The organism is Parundibacterium terreum (assembly GCF_014636315.1).
GTDB classification, from domain to species: domain Bacteria; phylum Pseudomonadota; class Gammaproteobacteria; order Burkholderiales; family Burkholderiaceae_D; genus Undibacterium; species Undibacterium terreum.
This window is the reverse complement of sequence record NZ_BMED01000001.1, coordinates 777,320-796,636: the sequence shown is the minus strand read 5'-3', so window position 1 is coordinate 796,636 and position 19,317 is coordinate 777,320. Positions and strand designations below refer to the sequence as shown.

Here is a 19,317-nt window from a genome sequence, read left to right as displayed (position 1 = left end):
CGTGTCCTTTGTTTTCAAATATAAAAGAAAGTGAAGCCATCATAGATATCTGGCCATGCCTCCACTACAGGCGCACAGCTTCAGGATTTGTAAGATTAGTCTGATCAAAACAGGGATGTTTTCTGATATGAGAGTGGCAACAGCTATAATTCATCCCTACCACTGGAAACGATCAGGATGATGAAGGACTAATCAGGCAATGCAGCAACCCGTATCTGGAAAGAGAACCGTTTAGTATGGTGAGCATGGCGAGCATAGAATTGCCCGGGCATTTCCGCCCGCGTATGACTTTGCATACGCTGGGGCGTGGCGATGGTCTGCTGGGCATGCGGCCGTCCGGCGGCTTTGGACCGCGCGGCGGCAGCGTCACCGTGGTGCAGATAGACTGGCTATACACCACAGAGACCGGCCTGCGCTGGGAAACCCCGGCTCCTACAGCCTTGCTGAACCGCCGTCCCAAGTCCACGCAAGAACTGACTGATGCGCATGGCACTAGCGTGACCCTGCTGCGTGATCTGGGTGCCGAAGCCGATGCGCTGGACAAGGTCTGGGAGCTGGATCTGCATCCGGTGCCTGCAGAAAGCCTGCAATGGCGTACTGAAGAGGCGGGTATGTTGCATGGCCCTTTGTGGAGCCTGCTGCAGGAAGGCTTCTTTGCTGACTTCTGGGCAGAGCAATTGCCGGCCTTGCAGGCGCAAGGCTGGTCTGTCGTGGTGCGGCCCGGCTTTGCGCATGAGAGCGTGCCGGTGGAGGCCTGGCACTTGATCGTCAACCCGGACACCGCCGAGATACTGGGCAAGGAAGTGGCCGCCGCCATGCGCGGCCGGCCCACCGAAATTACTGCGCTGGGCTTGCCGGCGCGTGAAGGCTCGTGGATGCTGAGCCTGGGCGTGGAGATAGACGGCCAGATGCTGGATCTGGTGCCCATGCTGGCCAACCTGCTGCAGCGCGACGCGCGCTGGCTCAGCGCCAGCCAGGTGGCCACCATCGATGATCTGGCCGTAATCACGCTGCGTGCCCCCGGCGGCAAGCGGATAGATGCGCTGGCAGCACCGTTGAAAGCCATCGTTGGCAATATGCTGGAGCTGCTGACCGATATCCAGCAAAAAGAAGGGCCGCTGCAATTATCTTCCTGGGATGCGTACAGGCTGGAAGCGCTGCGCCAAAGCCTGCTGGATACGCAGCAAGCCCGCGCCGGCATGCATGGTAGCTGGCAATTGCAGGGTGATGCCGGCCTGCGCACGCTGGCAAAGCGCCTGCAAGGCACAGGCGGGCCTAAAACGATTTCTGCACCGGAAGGCCTGGGTATCAGCCTGCGGCCTTATCAACTGCATGGCGTGGCCTGGCTGCAGTACCTGCGCGAGCAGCATCTGGCCGGCATCCTGGCCGATGACATGGGCCTGGGAAAGACCGCGCAAGCCTTGGCGCACCTGCTGATAGAAAAGCAGTCGGGCCGCATGGATTGCCCGGCGCTGATCGTGTTGCCGACTTCGCTGATCTTCAACTGGCAGGCCGAGGCCAGACGCATGGCGCCCTCGCTAAGGGTTCTTACTTTGCAGGGCCCGGAGCGCGAGCAGGATTTTGGCGAGATGGCCGGCCATGATCTGGTACTGACCACCTATCCCTTGCTGTGGCGCGATATCGATGCGCTGACAGCGCAGCAATTCCACATGCTGATCCTGGATGAGGCGCAAACCGTCAAGAATGCCGCAGGGCGCAGTGCGGATGCGGTGCGCCGTATCCGCGCGCGGCACCGGCTGTGCATCACCGGCACGCCGCTGGAAAATCACCTGGGAGAACTATGGACGCAGTTTGATTTCCTGATGCCGGGTTTCCTGGGTGATATGCGCAGCTTCATGCGCCTGTGGCGCCGGCCGATAGAAGTGAATGGCGAAACCTTGCGCGCGCAGTTGTTGGCGCAGCGCGTGCGCCCCTTCATCCTGCGCCGACGCAAGCAGGATGTTGCCACCGAGCTGCCGCCCAGGGTAGAGGTCGTGAAGCGCCTGCAACTGCGGGGCAAGCAAAGGGATTTGTATGAGAGCGTGCGCGTTGCTGCCGATGAGCAGGTACGCCGCATCCTGCAGCGCAAGGGTTTTTCGGGTGCGCAAATCACTATCCTGGATGCCTTGCTGAAGCTGCGCCAGGTATGCTGCGATCCACGTTTGCTGAAGGGCGCAAAAGATTCCGGGGAAATGGAAAGAGCCAAGCTGGAGATGCTGGCTGACCTGCTGCCGGCCTTGGTGAATGAAGGCCGTCGCGTGCTGGTGTTTTCACAGTTTACCGAAATGCTGGAGCTGATTGAGGCAGAGCTGGATGCACTGGAGCTGCCCTGGTTGTCCCTGACCGGTAAAACCCCGGTCAGCAAGCGCGGCGCCGTGGTCGCACAATTCCAGGCCAAAGAGGTGCCGATACTGCTGATCAGCCTGAAGGCCGGCGGTGTTGGGCTGAACCTGACCGCCGCCGATACCGTCATCCATATGGACCCGTGGTGGAATCCGGCTGTGGAAGAGCAGGCCACGGCCCGCGCGCACCGCATAGGCCAAGACCAGACCGTATTTGTCTACAAACTAGTGGTGGAGGGCAGCATAGAAGAACGCATCCTGGATTTGCAAGCACGCAAGGCTGCGTTGGCTGAAGGCGTGTTGGGCAGCGATGGCGCGCTGGCGCCGAAATTCAATGCAGATGATTTGCAGGCCTTGCTGGCGCCATTGAGTGCGGCCGGTGCGGCGGAAAAATGAAATGGCATGGACACGTCGTGAGCCGCTATCTAAAATTGCTATGATAGACAGTATCTTCTTCCTGATTCTGCAACGGAGAAATAAATGACTGAGAAAAAGATCGCTGTCGTCACAGGATCGAGCCGCGGCATTGGCGCTGCGACTGTCCGCTTGCTGGCGTCTCAGGGCTACGGTGTCTGCATCAACTACGTGGCTAATGGGGAGGCCGCGGAGGAACTGCTGGCAGAGATCAAGGCGGTGGGCGTGCCAGCGATTGCGGTGCAGGCCGATACCTCGCAGGAAGCCGAGGTGGTGCGCTTGTTCAAGACCGTTGACGATCAGCTAGGCCGGGTCAGCGCGCTGGTGAATAATGCCGGCATCCTGGCCACGCAAATGCGGGTGGAAGACATGGATGCTGCACGCATCAATCGCATATTGAGCACCAATGTGACCGGTTATTTCCTGTCCAGCAGGGAGGCGATACGCCGCATGTCTCCGCGCCACGGCGGGCAGGGCGGCTCCATCGTGAATGTCTCTTCAGCTGCTTCGCGCATAGGCTCGCCCGGCGAGTATGTGGACTATGCGGCGTCCAAAGGCGCGGTCGATACGCTGACCACGGGCCTGGCGCTGGAACTGGCGGCCGAGAACATCAGGGTCAACTGTGTGCGGCCAGGCATTATCTATACGGATATTCACGCCAGCGGCGGAGAGCCGGGACGGGTAGATCGCGTCAAGGCAAATATACCGATGCAGCGCGGCGGCTCTGCCGATGAGGTCGCGCAAGCGATAGCCTGGCTGCTGTCGGATGCCGCTTCATATTCCACCGGTGCCTTTATTGATGTGAGCGGCGGTCGTTAATTGCTATTTTTTATCGAGCCTCACCACTCGCGATGTTATCTATTCTGCTATTGCGCCCTGCTGGACTAATGCCTGCGATTCTCCATTGCACCTGAACTACACGCTTATGTAACGAAAATGTGACACAAGGCCTGTCCATCGGCGCTGCCTGTCTCTTTCAGCCATTGTGCGCTGAAGTCTTGCATCATAAAATTTTACTTTTTTTCACATTCGCCGGTGCTTGCGTCTGCATGCAATGCGATATGCTGGTGTGGCAAGTCCACCATGCCCGTTTGCGATAGACAATAGTTGCCGGGCTGGTATATCGAGAGAGTCAGCTTGGCCATGTGTGCCTGGTCTTGTGCCGGGCAGCCGAGTTGAGTGAAAATAATTTTGCGGCCTTGCGCAGGTCTCGTATCAGGATCGCACATGGACTTGATCAAAGCTATCCTCCGCACCAGCCTGAAAATAAAAATCTCGGCGCTGGTGTTATTGGTGATCTTCGCCAGTTGCTGGGTGCTCGCCTATGCGGTAGCGCGCAGGCTGGAGCACGACATGACTGAGCTATTGACGGCGCAACAGTTCTCGCAGGCATCTTATATTGCAGAAGATATACAGATCAAATTGCAGAGCCGGGTCGCGGCACTCAAGAAAGTCAGCTCCAGCCTGACGCCTGAGATAATTTCCAACCCACAAAAGGCGCACGAATTTCTGAGAGAACATACTGAGTTGCAGACTCTGTTCAAGTCAGGCGTCGTACTGTTATCAAAAGATGGCAAAGGCATTGCCGATGAGCCCCACTTCTCCGGTTTTGGCATGGCACCTTACGGCGAACGCGAATATTTCAAGGAAGCCGTCGCCAGCGGGCAAGTGGTATTCGGCAAGCCGCGCGTAGGCATCATGAGCAAGCGGCCTGTCGCGCCTATCGCCAGCCCTGTGATGGATAGCGATGGCAATGTCACCGCGGTATTGGTCGGCTATGCGACGATTTCAGATACCTCTCTGTTCGGTTTGATTGAACAGGCTACTTTTGGAAAATCAGGCTATGTCGTGATCAGCTCAGCCAGATATGGCGTGGTAGTTACCTCTAGCAATCCCGCAAGGATACTGGATGCCATCGCCAAGCCCGGCGTCAGCCAGATGGTCGATAAGTTTGTGGCGGGCTATGAGGGCTCAGGTGTCGCCATTAATTCAAAAGGGGTGCTCACCTTAACCTCCGCCAAGCAAGTGCCGATAGCAGGGTGGTTTGTACAGATAGTGTTGCCCGTGGAGGAGGCATTTGCACCTATAGAGCAAATGAAGCGTTATGCCTATGGCGTAGCGGGTTTTCTGGCATTGGTGGCAACAGCCATCATGTGGCTGCTTGTCCGCTATGCGTTCTGGCCGCTGGAGGTCGCTGCCAAGTCCATCTATTACATGGCGAAAGGAAAATCGCCAATGCATCGCTTGCCGGTAGACGGTAATGACGAGGTTGCCAAACTGCTGACCAGTTTTAACCTGCTAGTGGACCAGCGCCAAGAGGCAGAGCGCGCGCTGCGCAAATCGAACGACATTTTCCAGACTATCCTGCTGTCTATCACCGAGAGTATTTTTTTATTTGATGCGGCGAAGAATCTGGTGGCTATCAATCCCGTGGGTGCGAAACGCCTGGGTGCAGACGCTGCTGAATTGCTGGGGAAAAACCTGGTTGAACTGTTTCCTCCGCAACTGGCAAGGCAAAGAGAAGTGATAGTCGACAATGTGTTCATGACGGCGGAACCCCTGATCCATGAGGATAGCCGGGATGGACGCATTTATTCCAACGCCCATTATCCTGTGCTGAGCAAAACCGGCAAGATAGAGGCACTAGTGGTGGTGGCGACTGACATCACCGAACGCACGCGGGCGCATGATTTGCTGGAGGCAGAGCGGCGCCTGGCGCAAAGCACGCTTAATTCGCTGGATGAGCAGGTCTGTGTGGTGGATGCGCATGGCACCATACTGATGGTGAATCGTGCCTGGCAGGACTTTGTCAGGGGGCACTCGGAAAACCCGCTGCGGCTGGGCGTGGGGGCAAATTATCTGGCGATTTGCGAAGCGGCGATGGGCCTGAGCGGCGAGTATGCCCGCGCTTTTTCTGCAGGGCTGAGTGGGGTGCTCAGTGGCGGCAAGGAGTTGTTCAGCCTGGAGTATCCTTGCCTTTGCGGTAGTACGCAAAGGTTTTTCATCGTCAAGATATTGCGCTCCCCTTCGGCCGATGGAGAGCGGGCCGTGATCGCCCATCTGGATATTACCGAGCGCAAGCAGATGGAAGACCAGCTGCGAGAGCTGGCGACCACCGATGCGCTGACCGGCTTACCCAACCGCCGCAGTTTCCTGGCGCATGTGTCGGAGGAGTTGCATCGTATTGGCCGCATTCCGCATGCACAGGCAGCGGTGCTGATGGTGGACATTGATCATTTCAAGCAAGTCAACGATACCTATGGCCATGCCACCGGCGATGCGGCATTGCGGCTGTTTGCCGTTACCTTGGGCCAGGTATCGCGCGATGTGGATATGAAAGGACGGCTGGGCGGCGAAGAATTTGGATTGCTGCTGCCGGGATCTGACCTGATAGCTGCGCAGATAGTCGCCGAGCGTCTGCGCATGCTGGTTGCCGAAACGCCGCTGATACAGGAAACCACGACGATCTATATCACCGTCAGCATAGGAATCAGCCTGCTGACCACTTCCGACGGCAATGTCGATGCGGTGCTCAACCGCGCGGACCAGGCTTTATACCGGGCCAAGAAGAGCGGTCGCAACCGGGTTGCGGTGTAACAGCACCAGCATGTCTGGTTTGCCGGCCCGCCTCCGGCGAAGGCAGGGACCGGCTTTAAGTGACTACGTGACTCTATCAAGTTCTCTTTTAGGCGTTCTTTTTCCGCATGCGGATTACCTGCAGCGTGACGCCAATCAGGAACAGCACGAATAGTACGCCGGTTGCCGTCTGCAACTGAGGCGCTTCTGCGTTCGGCAGCAATGGCGCTCCCAGCGGCAGGCGGGTGGAGGTTTCGGTAATGGCGGGGATCATATGGAACAGGAAGGTGAGCGAATAGCTGATGGTTTCCACATAGCGCGATGCCTTGCCGAATTTGCCCTTGCCGCCAAGCCACGCAATGCCCAGCACTACCAGCGTGATGATGCCCAGCATATGGGGCGCACCAAAACCGCCGTGCTGGAATATGCCGAAACCGGTCAGGCAGGTGAGTATCGTCGCATAGACATAGGTCTTTCCTACGGAGTTTGAAGAGATAATGGCCTTGTCGCGGAAGAAGGCAATCAGGCCGGCAAATACGGCGACCAGGCTGATGAGGGTATGGACAATGCCGAGTGGGGTCAATCCAAACATTTTGAATCTCCTAGGAACGGTGGGGGTACGAAGGGTGAGGCAAAAAGCTGGAATGCCGATCGGGCAATTTTTGAGAATTATGTCGGACGGCCGGATTTGTTGCAAGTGTTCGATTGCAGCGCTTGCGCAGGGTTTTGGATATTGTGGTAAAGCGCTTGGCAGCTGAGTTATGGCATTTTAAGCCTGAAGTCGCGCAGCACCTCGCGTGCTGCGTTGTGCCCAGGGGCGCCAGTTACTCCGCCGCCAGGGTGTGTTCCTGATCCGCAAGTATATAGTCCCGCAATAGGTCCACGGTAGTCCGCATGCCCCAGCATCGGCCTGGCTGAAAACAGCTGATCCAGCCCCAGCGCACCGTGGAAGATATCGCCGCCAATCAAACCGAAGGTACGCTCAAGATCCAGTGGGCTGAGAATTTGCCTGCCTAGCACAGCGCCTTTAAAGTTAGGCGCGAACCTGGTGACAGTATCCACAATCAAATCGGCAACCGTTTCGCGGTGCCCGTCCCAACTGGAGCCGTCGGGAAGCTGAGGCGCCACATGCTGGCAAAAAAGGCTTGCAACGTGGAGGCCAGGTGGTGCCAGCGAGGAATCTATCGTTGAAGGTATTAGTACCTCGATAATCGGCTCCTTCGCCCATCCAAACGCACGCGCGTCGTGGTAGGCGCGCTCCATATAGGCGAGGCTGGGGGCCAGGATGATGCCGCTGCCATGGTGTTCTGCCATTGCCTTTCCGGGCAGGCAAGTGAAATCCGGCAATTCGGACAGCGCCACATTCATGCGGAAAGTGCCGGACCCACAGCGCCAGGTTTCAATTCTTCGTAGAAAATCGCTGGGTAGTGCAGCAGGATTAAGTAATTGCGTATATAGCAGGCGCGGATTGAGATTTGAAATGACGGTACGGGCCTTCAAATGCTTGCCGCTCTCGGTTACCACGCCTGCTGCCTTGCCGTTTTCCAACAGGATCTCACGTACGCCAGTGCCGGTCTGGATTTCTGCCCCTCGCGACCCTGCTGACTTGGCCATGGCCTGGGTGATGGCGCCCATGCCGCCAATCGCATGTCCCCACGCGCCTCTCTTTCCATTCACCTCGCCGAATACATGATGCAGCAAGCCATAAGCACACCCAGGCGTGTACGGACTGGCATAGTTGCCGACCACACTGTCAAATCCATATAGGGCCTTGATGGGATCGCTCTCGAACCAGCCGTCAAGAAAGTCTCCAGCCGATTTTGTGAACAAGTCCAAAAGTGTACGCTGGGCGGAGAGGTTGAGTTTGCTCACGCGCTTGCCTAAACGCCCGGCCTTGAGCAACTCAGGAATAGCCGCCGTCCAGTTCCCATTGGTGACGTTAGGCGGGGTCTGCAGCACAAGTTCGCGCAAGACGTCGGCGGCGATATCCAGATGCCGGGTATAAGCATCCAGGCGGCCCGCATCTTTTTGAGAAAATTTGGCAAGCTCGCTTGCCGTTTTTCCCGCCCCGGCCTTTAAATAATGCTGATCGTCGAGCGGCAGGAAGTTGGACAGGGGCCGCTCTATGATGCGCAATCCATGTTTCAGCAAAGCCATGTCGCTGATCACTTTGGGGTTCAGCAAGGAAACCGTATACGCAGCGACCGAATTGCGGAAGCCCGGGAAAAATTCTTCAGTGACAGCGGCTCCACCCACCACGCCACGCCGTTCCAGTATCAGCACCTTCAGCCCGGCACGCGCCAAATAGTATCCGCACACCAGGCCGTTGTGTCCTCCCCCAACAATGATCGCATCGTGCATTTGCCGCCCCTTGTTCGTTGGGAGCTTATTTATTAGGAGTTTATTTTCTGCACAATAAGCGAGCAAAATACCGCGGACTTATTGAGTCGACAAGCCTAAGTCTATCCCTTCCAGATCCTTTACTTCCCGCAAGGAAGTCGCATGCCCAACAAAAGGGCTGCGTTCTTCCCAGCCGCCATTGCGGGCCGGCACCAGCCAATATCCATCCTCGTCGCGCACGACCCAGAAGCGCGGCTGGCTGCTGTATTCATAGATGGTTGTCACGCTTGCTTGCTCATATGGCTTACTCAAATACCGACAGCACCGGATAACGGCGCCATCCCGGTTCGGCATAGCGGGCGCAGTTCTCATAGATGAAATTCAATACCGCTTCCTGATTGGACAGCAGGGCAGGGTTGGCTGTCTTCCATGCGTCAAACTTTTGCTTCAATGCAGGCTCTTCGCGCAGCAGTTCCAACGCCAGATCTTCAAACACGTAGTCTGAAAAATGCTCCTTCTTTTCCATCACGCTATTGAAGAATCCCCAGCGGAAGAAGCTGTCATGGCCTTGCGGTTCCAGGGTTTCCACTGCATAGCGGGCCTGATCCTGGTTGAGTGGCAGGTAGTAGTCGCCAGCGCGCAGTTGCATGCTGGCTTTCCGCTTTTCCAGTCGCACTTCATCATGGAACATATGGCCTTCATACGGGCCGGGGCGGGACGATACGGCGCTGATATGATAGTACTGCGCCTGCACTGTTTTCGCTGCCGTGATGCGTTCCATTTTTACGCCGTTCCATTGCAGGCGCTCTATCACGTCGCGCCATTCCTGCGGGATCACATAGGCGACCGGCGCATCGATGACGGCATCTTCGCTAAAGTGATTGTAGTAGGCGATATCTTTTTCCCAGGGCTGCGTGCGGTCATAAGACAGCCGCTGGTAGTCGCCCAGCAGGCTGGCGCTGTAGCGCGCCGCATAGCCCTTGAAGCGGAAGGTCGATGGATTCTTTTCATTCATCACCCAGCTTACCGGCCATTGCTTACGGTGCTTGCCCAGTTCGCGTGCCGCCTTGCGCAACTGCTGTATCTGCCCCGCATGGCTGACCGTGAAGGCCATCACGGTTTCCACCAGCGCGCGCATGGAGTCATAGCGGTCTGCAAAGGGCTTCAGCATATGGGTTTCCGGCATAAAACCTATAGTGTGATGCAGCGCGGCAAAGCCGGTGGAAAAACGCGGCACTTCCAGAAATTCGGCGATGCCATGATCCGGGCTGTCCTTGATGGGATTCACGTAAGGGCAGGTCGGCCAGCCGCGCGCGTCCATCTGCTCAAAGATATGCGGCAGCATGGTGTCGCGCAGGAAAGGGCCGAGGCCGCTGCCCAGTTTATCTGCCTGCGTGTGGATCAGCGTCATCGTGTAGGGATAGTCGGCGCCGTTGGATGTGTGCGTATCCACCATCACGTCCGGATCCCACGCGGTGAAAAACTGGTTGAAGAAGCGTGCTGTCAGGCTGTCGCACTTGATGAAGTCGCGGTTCAGGTCCAGGTGCAGGCTATTGCCACGAAAGCCGAACAGTTCCGGCCCATCCTGGTTCACGCGCGAGGTATTCTGCCGGTTATGGCAGCCGTCCACATTGTAGATGGGGATAAACAGCAGCACCGTACGGCCCAGCGCTGCCAGACGCGCGGGTTCCACGCACAGGTCGCGCACCATCGCCATGCAGGCATCAACGCCTTCCGGCTCGCCGGGATGGATGCCGTTGTTATTGAAAAACACCGGGCGGCCTTCGCGTTTGATCTGCTCGCGGTCAAATACCCCGTCTGCGCTGACCACGCCTGCGTACAAGGGAATGCCTGCATCTGATACGCCGGCCTGATTGAAACTCAGGATAGCAGGGTAGCGCTGCGCCAGTTGCTGGTAGAAGGCGATGCATTCTTCCCAGGTTGTAGTCTGGTTCTTGTTGCCCTTTTCATAGGGCGTTTGCAGATCGGCTGGTGTGCTCATAAGGCTTTTGTCATTGAATTGGGAGGCTGGCAGCTTTTGGTTTAAGCGCTCAGGATATGGCGGGATTGTAGCATTTTGCCAAGGGAGTTTGCGCCGTGCCATAATGCCATATTGATAATGCCAGCGAGGATGCCATGGAAACCGATGTCAGCAAGGCGCGCGCCAGCCTGGACGGGGCAAGGAAGGCATTTAAGGCACAGCAGTACCCGCTGGCACTGGAATTGTATGAATGGTTTTTTGATCATGCATTGGAAGAGGGTGGCGGCAAATGGGTGGGAATACGGCTTTCATTTTGCCTGGGCGAATGGGCGCAACTGGCAAAGGTGTATGAACCCGCCGGGATTTCGCTGGAGCAAAAGCGTGCGCAAAGCATCTCAAACTTCGCCAAAAGCCGGGAGGCTGGTCAATTCCATGACTATGTCGCTATTTGCCGCTACACCGGAACCATGCCGCAGGCGATCGATACATTTATTGAATTTCATGATTCCGACAGGGAGTTGGCTCGACGGATTCTTTATTTTATCAAGGCAGAATTGAGGTCAGCAGGCAAGTGGGAAATCTGCAATGCCTACATACAGGACGCCGATGCTGCGTATGAGCGCGCGCTTGAGACGCTCCTTCGTCCGTTGGAATTTGCCGAAAGCAATCCAGAAAAGATCAACGATGAATTTGTTTCTACTATCAAGGAACAATTCGTCAAGAATGCAGACTACATTGTGGCCGTTCTAAGCCATGTTCATCGCATGGAAGATGCCCGGCGGATTTGTGAGCGAGCCAATCAGGATATGAAGAAACATGGCGTACCTGGGTTTTTGTCAGTCGCTTCAGGCGATGCGGGAGTTTGATGCAGGTATGTAGTTTGTCTTGGCTAGCGTTTGAGGCAGCTACGTAGTCAATAGCAAAGCGAATGGCAGGGTGTAAAAATCATCGCTATTTTTATGAAGACTTCTATCGCATGTAAGGAACGATGTTTATGGATACTACCCAGGAAAAGCCGGAACAGATTCTGAATGAGGCAAGGGCTGCTTTCAAGATCAAGGACTATCCGCTGTCTCTGGAGCACTACGAGTGGTTCTTCGACCATTCGCTGGACGAACCCTATGTCGGTTACGCCTCGGTCAGGCTTTCTTACTGCCTTCTTGAGTGGATAAAGCTAGGGGAGGTTTTTGACCCTGCCCGCATCAGCCTGGAGCGGCGGCGCCTGGAAAGCATTGCCGATCTGGAGCGCACCAGGCAGCCTGTCAAATTCCATGAATTTGTCGCGATCTGCGAGCTCACCGGTGCGCGCAACCTCGCTGTCGGGCAATTCCTTCATTACCACCAGTCGGATAAGGCGCTGGCAAAGCTTATCTTCGGATTCATCAAATCTAAGCTGATCGAACAAGAGCAATGGGAAGTCTGTGGTGACTATATTGATGACCCGGATAGAGAATACGCGATTGCCTTGCAGGTCTATGACGGTTCGCACCGGCTGGCGCAGAAAGATCCCTCTCTCGGCGAGGATTTTGTGCAAGTCTATAAAAATCGCTATCTCAGCGAGGCCAGCGGCTTGATTGCGGTATTGACGCACAACCGCCGCTTTGACGAGGCACAGCGCATTTGCGAGCGGGCAAACCAGGATATGAGGGAACGCGGGCTGACGGAATTCCTGTCGGTTTATCCTGAGGATTTTGAAGACTGATGACCTTAGATTTTCTGAATGATGAATAAAAAATGGGTGAGCCCCCATAAGGCTCACCCATTTTACGTTCGGTCACAGATTTTTTAAGTCTTAGAAATCCACCGATCCCGATACCACGAAGGTGCGTGGCGCACCCAGCACCAGATAGCCTGCGCCTGGGTAGCCGCCGGCGGATGCCCAGTAATTCTTGTCGGCCACATTGTCTATGCGGGCGCGGAAGGTCACTGCGCGGTCAGCAATCGTCGTTGTGTAGCGTGCGCCCAGGTCCAGGCGTGTCCAGGACGGCAGCTTCTGCTTGTTGGCGCCATCGGCATATTGCGATGAGGTATACACGGTGCGGCCTGTCAGGGTCAGGCCGCGTACGCCGGGCACATCCCATTCTGCACCCAGGTTCAGTTGCGTATCCGGTACACCGATCGCATCCTTGCCGTCATTGGCGCCGCCTGCTGTATGCAGTTGTTCCGCATCCAGTAGTGTCAGGCCGCCCAACAAGCGCAGGCCGCGCGTAGGCACGCCGTACACGGACAATTCCAGACCACGGTTGCGTTGCTCGCCAAAGATGCCGAATACCTTGTTTTGTACATAGGCGGAAGGCTGGGAGGTAGTGAACAAGGCCGCGCTCATCATCAGCGTGCCTGCATCATACTTGACGCCGATTTCCTTTTGCTTGGACTTGTAGGGCGAGAAGGTCTGGCCCTGGTTGACGATGTCGGTACCGCTGGCGACCGCGCCTTGTTGCAGCGCTTCGATGTAATTGGCGTACAGGGAAACGTTTTTCATTGGCTTGAACACCAGGCCAACTACCGGAGTAACTGCGCTCTCATTGTATTTGGAGTTTTCTGCACCGGTGTTGTAGTCGTAGCTGTAATCCTTGATGGTCTGGTTACGCGCGCCCACAGTCAACAATACCGTATCGTTGACGAAGGACATGGTATCCGCCAGCGCGTAGCTGGACAGGATGCTCTTGTGCGTGGTCAAAGGATTGGACAAGGTCCCGCCGGTAAAGAAGTTGGCGACAGGTTCCGCGCTATTGACCGGCTTGTAGATGCTGGTGGCCAGAGGATTGAAGAAGTCGCTCAATGCATAGGCGTTGCGTGAATCCTGCCAGTAACCGGACAGCGTCGCGCTCAGGCTGTGGGCGACGGCACCGGTTTGCAGCTTGCCGCGTATGCCGACTTCGCCTGTGCGCACTGTGTCTTTACGCGCATTATCAAAGCGGTAGGTGCTGGCAGTGCCGTCTGTCTTGCTGACGGTAGGTGCGGCCAGGGTGTTGGCTTCTTCGCCGGAGCGGGCACCAAAAGCTGCCCAGGCGACGACATCCTTGCTGATATCAAACTCGCCGCGCAGTGTGCCGAAAGTATCGCGCTCATTGGAGTAGCTCCATGGTTGCGCAAAATTGCTGGAGCCTTCCGGTGCTGCCGGCAAAGCGATGCTGGTGTCCACCGTCACGCTCGGGCGCGGCGCTGTCAGCCTGTGGTTCTGGTAGCCTATGTCCGCGGACAGACGGAAATCGCGTGCTTTAAAATCCATGCCGACAGACAGCACATCCAGCTTGCGCTTTTCATTGTCAACGCTGGTATCGCCATCGCGGTGCGCCGCATTGATACGGATACCGGTATTGTTGTCCGGGCCGAAGCGGCGGCCCAGGTCGGCTGCAGTGTAGATCTGGCCGCCGCTTTCGCCACCCAGGGTGACTTGGGTCAGGGGTTCGTTGGTCGCGCGTTTCGGCAGCAGGTTGATTGCGCCGCCTATGCCGCCACCGCCTGGTGCTGCGCCATTGATGAAGGTGTTGGCGCCGCGGAAGACTTCCACGCGCTCCAGCAGTTCGGACGAGACAAACTGGCGCGGCAACAGGCCATACAGGCCGTTGTAGGCCAGGTCATCCGAATTCACCGCAAAGCCGCGGATTACATACAGTTCCTGGAAATTGCCGAAGCCGCGCGCGACGCGAACCGATGGGTCATTTTGCAGAACATCGGCAACACTGTGCGATTGCTGGTCCTGGATCAGCGCTTGCGTGTAGTTGGTTGTGTTGAACGGCGTATCCATCACGTTGACGTTGCCCAGCAAGCCCAGACGGCCGCCGCGTGCGACCTGGCCGCCTGCGTAAGCGGAGGACAGACCTTCTTTGGATGCATCGGCAGAAGCGCTGATCGTCACCGTTTGCGCTTCGCCAGCGGAAGCAGGTTTAGCCTCGACTGCAGCGGCGGCTGGAGCCGTTTGTGCGTGGGCGACGGAGTTGGTCAGCAGGAAGGCAGCCAGTGCGAACGGGGAGGGCTTGAAGTTATTTTTTTTCATAATGCCTGATCAAAAATTAAAAAGCTAAATCGGTAATAAGAATTATTATCATTGTATCCGGCGCACCCTTGTTTTGCCTAGTAAATGAGAGTGATTTCTATTAATATTCATTCTTTAGCGGATGCATTTCCGCCTCTCCACAACATACTTAATAAGACATTAAGTTTTCTGGGCAAAGCTTTACAAGATGACACCTATTGCCATACGCCGCTGGGCCTGGACACATAAATGGAGCAGCCTGGTCTGCACCGTTTTCATGTTGCTGCTGTGCCTGACCGGCTTGCCGCTGATCTTCCATCATGAGATCGACCATCTGCTGGGCAATGCAATCGAGGCGCAGGACATGCCTGCCGGTACACCGAAGGCCGATGTGGACCAGGTGCTGGCAGCAGGCAAGGCCATGTACCCGAACAAGGTGATGATGTATATGTCGCGCGAGGCCGATGACGACCGCATCTGGAACCTGACGCTGGGCGACAACCCTACCGACATCAATTACAAATCCATCGCTGTAGATTCGCGTACCGGCAAGGTGATTGCAGAGGCAAAAACCGAAGGCACGCTGATGACCTTCCTGTTCCGCCTGCATACCGATTTATTCGTTGGTTTGCCCGGCTTGCTGTTCCTCGGTTTTATGGGTTTGCTGCTGCTGGTGGCGATCATCTCAGGGGTAGTGCTGTACGCTCCCTTTATGCGCAAGCTGGAGTTCGGCACTGTGCGCCGTGACCGCACGCCGCGTACCAAATGGCTGGACCTGCACAATCTGCTGGGCATAGTCACGCTGGTATGGGCGCTGGTGGTAGGGGCCACCGGCATGATCAACACCTGGGCTGAACTGCTGTTGAAGTATTGGCAGGTCACCGAGATGGCGGAAATGGTCGCTCCTTATAAAAACTTGCCGGTGCCTACCGTGCTGGCCTCGACGCAAAAATCCGTGGATGCAGCGCAAAAGCTGGAGCCTGGCATGAATGTCGGCTTTATCGCGTGGCCGGGTACGCCATTTACCAGCCCGCACCACTACGGTGTTTTCATGCGCGGCAAGGAAGCGTTGACATCGCGGCTCTACAAGCCGGTGCTGATTGATGCGCAGACGGCGCAAGTAACAGACAGCCGCAGCTTGCCCTGGTACCTGACCGGCTTGCTGATTTCGCAGCCCTTGCATTTTGGTGACTACGGCGGTGTGCTGATGCAGATACTATGGGCCTTGCTGGACATTGCCACTATTGTCGTGCTTGGCAGCGGCTTGTACCTGTGGCTGAAGCGCGGCGTGCGTGCTGTGGCGGACAAAGAGGTGGCCGATACCGGTAGTCAGCCATCAAATGCGGCGAGCCCGGCGCTGGCAAGGGCTGTGCAGGCAGGGGAGGCGCCATGAACGCTTTCCTGCGTCTGTGGGGCTGGCCCATCGCCCTGGGCATATTGACTGTGATCGGCCTGATCTCCGCGCTGCTGGGGGATGGCGCCTGGGACTACCTGTCGGCATTGACGCTGGGCGTGCCGGTAGCAGTGGGCGGCTGGTATAGCTTGCGCCGCGGCGGCGACTAAACCCTCTCTTGCCACTGCTGTTGTTGGGGCTTTTCTTGGTTTTTCCGGTTTCGGGTTTATAATGCGCCCATGTTGAAAAAAGTCATCTACATGCTGATCGTCGCTTTCACCCTGCAGTTGAGCTGGGGTGTGGCGAGCGCATATTGCATGCATGAGAGCGGCAAGGCCGAGCAGCATTTTGGCCATCATCAACACCAGCACCATCCCTCAGAGGCAGATTCCCAGGCTGCCGACGATCATCAGAATTCCACCCCCAAGAAATTTGCGGCCGACCCGGATTGCGCATCCTGCGCGCATAGCCCGCTGGCCGCTTATACCTGGCAAATTGAACTGGTACAGCCTCTATTGTCCGGCTACCAGAATGTTTTTTTACCCTCGCAACTCCCGGCTCCCTATCTTGGGATGCCCGAACGCCCTCAGTGGACGGTCGCCGCCTAGTGCCGGCGACTGTTAGTCTTCCCCTTCGTTTACCGTGATTGTGCCGATGTATTGGCACGCTTATTGACGTAGCTGTAGAGCGTCAATATGTCATCGCATTGCTGCGCAGACTTGCCGTCGCCGGATTCTTCCTTTCCATTTTCAGGAGAATTCGATGCGAACGTTTTACCTGCCGCCAGGCTTGGCGGCTGTACTCATCTCAGCCATTATCTTGCCCGGCTTTGCCCTGGCACAAACTATTGCCACGCCGACGCCACTGCCGCAGCCTGGCCTGACTAGCACTGCTGTACCTGCGCTGACGCTGGCCGCAGCGATACAGCGTGCATTGCTGGCCAACCCGGATTTGCGCGCGACTTCACGCGAGCTGGAAATTGCCGAAGCCGGCATGCAGCAGGCCGCCGCCAGACCCAATCCGGAACTGGCCTTGTTGTCTGAAGGCTTGCAAAAAGAAAATCGTACTACCACCGTGCAGCTAAACCAGTTGCTGGAACTGGGCGGCAAGCGCACAGCGAGGATGGCAGCTGCCGGCCTTGATCGTAGCGTCGCTGCTGCGGACCTGGCCGCCCATCGTGTGGACATCCAGGCCAGTGTCATCAATGCCTACTTTGATGTGCTGGCTGCCCAGCAGCGTCTGCAATTGGCGCAAGCGATGCAGCGAGTGGCCGGACAAGTAAGTGATTCTGCAAGGAAGCGCGTCACCGCCGGCAAGGTATCCCCGCTGGAAGAAACACGAGCCCGCGTTGCCGAAGCCGGTACCAGGATGGAGCTGGCGCAGGCTTCCAGCGAGCTAATTGTCGCGCGCGCTCGTCTGGCAGCCTTCTGGGGTAGTTCCAACGCCGATTTTGGCGAGCTAGCGGAGCCGGAAAAAAATCCCGGAGCGGCTTTGAGCCTGGCCGGCTGGATGGCGAAGCTGGTAACAGCACCGCAGGTGTCAAGGGCCCGGGTGGAAATCACGCGGCAGCAGGCGCTAATTGATGTAGAACGCAGCCGCCGTATTCCAGATATCACGCTCAGTCTTGGCAGCAAGCGCGATGAGCAGGCCGGGCGCACCCAGACCGTCGTCGGCATATCGCTGCCCATCCCGGTATTTGATAGCAACAAAGGCAGTCTGCTGAGCGCCTTGCGCAGGGAAGACAAGGCAAGAGACGAACTGGCCGCAACGGAAAATCGCCTGGCGCTGGAAATGGCCGCTGCTTACCAGCGCCATGCGCAGGCAAATGCGGAACTGGAAATCCTGCGCGCCGATATCTTGCCCGGCGCGCAAAGCGCTTTCGATGCTGCCAGCAGGGGCTTTGAATTAGGCAAATTCAGTTCTCTGGACGTGCTGGATGCACAAAGAACCCTGTTTCAGGCCAGGTCGCAGCATCTGCGGGCTTTGGCCGAATCCCATCGCGCACTGGCTGAGCTGCATCGCCTCGCCGGCACAGACCAACAGAATTAAAACATCCTGTTTTAGGACATAAAAATGAAATTACCAATGATAGACAAAAAACAGCGCAAAGCGCTTTCCCTGGTGCTGCTGACAGGCCTTGCCCTGGCTGCGCTGATCATATTTTTCCCAGGAAAAAATAAGAGTACTGAGTCAGCGGACACCGTTGCCGCAAGCGAGCATAAGGAAGATAAACATGACGTAGAAAAAGAAGGCGAGGCGATCCATTTCACGGACGAGCAGATCAAGTCCGCCGGCATATCGCTAGCCAAGGCCGGTCCCGCACGCATCAGCATCAGCTCGCAACTGCCTGGCGAAATTAAATTCAACGAAGACCGTACTGCGCACGTCGTTCCGCGCTTGGCCGGCGTGGTAGCGGCGGTGCCTGCAAACTTGGGACAGCAGGTCAAAAAAGGTCAGGTCCTGGCGGTGATCGCGAGTACGCAGTTGTCTGAGATGCGTAGTGAGCTCTTGTCCGCACAAAAACGGCAGGGATTGGCGCAACTGAACTATGAGCGCGAAAAGAAACTCTGGCAGGACAAAATATCGGCGGAACAGGATTATCTGCAGGCACGGCAGGTCTTGCGCGAGGCTGAAATCGCAACGCAGAACGCCTTGCAAAAACTGAATGCGATCGGCGCGGGTAGCGCATCGGCCGGCAGGCTGAATCGCTATGAGCTGCGAGCTCCTTTTGACGGCATGATCGTTGAGAAGCATATATCGCTAGGAGAGGCGGTGAAAGAGGATGCCGCCGTATTCACGATTTCCGATCTGTCTTCGGTGTGGGCGGAAATCAGTGTGCCCGCAGGCAGTTTGGATGTGGTCAGCGTTGGCAGGGAGGCGATAGTCAGGGCAGCCGGCATGAACTCGGTTGCGAAAGGAAAAATTTCTTATGTAGGCTCGCTGCTGGGAGAGCAGACGCGTACTGCCAAGGCACGCGTCGCGCTGGACAATCCCGGCATGGCGTGGCGGCCGGGCCTGTTTGTCACTGTCGATATCAATGCCGGCGATAGCGAAGTATCGCTTGCAGTACTGGCTGATGCGATACAGACGGTGGATGGCAAGCCTGTAGTATTTGTCAAAAACGGAAGCGGCTTCATCGCGCAGCTTGTGGTAACAGGCCGCAGTGATGGCAAGCATGTGGAAATTTTGCAGGGCTTGCAAGCTGGTGTCTCCTATGCTGCCGCTGGCAGCTTCGCCGTCAAGGCGGAGCAGGGCAAGGGCAGTGCTGAGCACGCGCACTGAGGAGAACAGC

15 protein-coding genes are annotated in these 19,317 nt (G+C 56.7%); 10 read left to right on the top strand and 5 right to left on the bottom strand.

The features are described 5' to 3' along the window. Window positions 1-245 precede the first annotated feature (245 nt). From IEW12_RS03680 to IEW12_RS03670, 3 genes are all read left to right on the top strand, one after another. Window positions 246-2,738, top strand: a complete 2,493-nt coding sequence (locus IEW12_RS03680) for a DEAD/DEAH box helicase (RefSeq protein WP_371874491.1) — start codon at window positions 246-248, stop codon at window positions 2,736-2,738. Between the two features lie 84 nt (window positions 2,739-2,822). Then, entirely contained in the window at window positions 2,823-3,575 is a 753-nt protein-coding gene (locus tag IEW12_RS03675; protein WP_188564608.1) for an SDR family oxidoreductase, read from the top strand. A 408-nt stretch (window positions 3,576-3,983) separates the two neighbouring features. Further along, the gene (locus IEW12_RS03670) at window positions 3,984-6,353 is read left to right on the top strand and encodes a diguanylate cyclase (RefSeq protein WP_188564607.1); all 2,370 of its coding nucleotides are present in this window, start codon (window positions 3,984-3,986) and stop codon (window positions 6,351-6,353) included. 88 nt (window positions 6,354-6,441) lie between these two features. Here the strand turns inward: IEW12_RS03670 and IEW12_RS03665 are convergent, their stop codons facing one another. From IEW12_RS03665 to IEW12_RS03650, 4 genes are all read right to left on the bottom strand, one after another. Continuing rightward, entirely contained in the window at window positions 6,442-6,924 is a 483-nt protein-coding gene (locus IEW12_RS03665; protein WP_188564606.1) for a DUF2306 domain-containing protein, read from the bottom strand. A 167-nt stretch (window positions 6,925-7,091) separates the two neighbouring features. Further along, entirely contained in the window at window positions 7,092-8,693 is a 1,602-nt protein-coding gene (locus tag IEW12_RS03660; protein WP_188564605.1) for a phytoene desaturase family protein, read from the bottom strand. Window positions 8,694-8,771: 78 nt separating this feature from the next. After that, the gene (locus tag IEW12_RS03655; protein ID WP_188564604.1) at window positions 8,772-8,957 is read right to left on the bottom strand and encodes a hypothetical protein; all 186 of its coding nucleotides are present in this window, start codon (window positions 8,955-8,957) and stop codon (window positions 8,772-8,774) included. A 19-nt stretch (window positions 8,958-8,976) separates the two neighbouring features. After that, on the bottom strand, window positions 8,977-10,674 hold the full coding sequence (locus tag IEW12_RS03650) for a M14 family zinc carboxypeptidase (protein WP_188564603.1): 1,698 nt from the start codon (window positions 10,672-10,674) through the stop codon (window positions 8,977-8,979). Between the two features lie 134 nt (window positions 10,675-10,808). Between IEW12_RS03650 and IEW12_RS03645 the strand changes: the two genes are divergently transcribed. Both IEW12_RS03645 and IEW12_RS03640 read left to right on the top strand, forming a co-directional pair. Continuing rightward, window positions 10,809-11,519: a hypothetical protein gene (locus IEW12_RS03645; RefSeq protein ID WP_188564602.1), complete on the top strand. Its 711-nt coding sequence runs from the start codon at window positions 10,809-10,811 to the stop codon at window positions 11,517-11,519. Between the two features lie 128 nt (window positions 11,520-11,647). Continuing rightward, a complete protein-coding gene (locus tag IEW12_RS03640) occupies window positions 11,648-12,355 on the top strand; it encodes a YfgM family protein (RefSeq protein ID WP_188564601.1) in 708 nt (235 codons plus the stop codon). A 90-nt stretch (window positions 12,356-12,445) separates the two neighbouring features. On the opposite strand, the gene IEW12_RS03635 is transcribed toward IEW12_RS03640, so the two are convergent. Beyond that, complete coding sequence (locus IEW12_RS03635) at window positions 12,446-14,653, bottom strand: TonB-dependent receptor (RefSeq protein ID WP_188564600.1); 2,208 nt, start codon at window positions 14,651-14,653, stop codon at window positions 12,446-12,448. Between the two features lie 187 nt (window positions 14,654-14,840). Here IEW12_RS03635 and IEW12_RS03630 point away from each other — a divergent pair, with 187 nt between their 5' ends. The 5 genes from IEW12_RS03630 to IEW12_RS03610 all read left to right on the top strand — a co-directional run bounded on the left by IEW12_RS03630 (window position 14,841) and on the right by IEW12_RS03610 (window position 19,307). Beyond that, window positions 14,841-16,025, top strand: a complete 1,185-nt coding sequence (locus IEW12_RS03630; protein WP_188564599.1) for a PepSY-associated TM helix domain-containing protein — start codon at window positions 14,841-14,843, stop codon at window positions 16,023-16,025. Further along, window positions 16,022-16,195 carry a hypothetical protein gene (locus IEW12_RS03625; RefSeq protein ID WP_188564598.1) on the top strand — a complete coding sequence of 58 codons (174 nt, stop codon included), beginning with the start codon at window positions 16,022-16,024 and terminating at the stop codon, window positions 16,193-16,195. The genes IEW12_RS03630 and IEW12_RS03625 overlap by 4 nt, the downstream gene beginning before the upstream one ends. Before the next feature lie 69 nt (window positions 16,196-16,264). Then, window positions 16,265-16,633 (top strand): hypothetical protein, encoded by a 369-nt coding sequence (locus tag IEW12_RS03620; protein ID WP_188564597.1) that lies wholly within the window; start codon window positions 16,265-16,267, stop codon window positions 16,631-16,633. Between the two features lie 154 nt (window positions 16,634-16,787). Further along, window positions 16,788-18,074 (top strand): TolC family protein, encoded by a 1,287-nt coding sequence (locus IEW12_RS03615; RefSeq protein ID WP_188564596.1) that lies wholly within the window; start codon window positions 16,788-16,790, stop codon window positions 18,072-18,074. Between the two features lie 24 nt (window positions 18,075-18,098). Beyond that, window positions 18,099-19,307, top strand: a complete 1,209-nt coding sequence (locus IEW12_RS03610) for an efflux RND transporter periplasmic adaptor subunit (RefSeq protein ID WP_188564595.1) — start codon at window positions 18,099-18,101, stop codon at window positions 19,305-19,307. Window positions 19,308-19,317 lie beyond the last annotated feature (10 nt).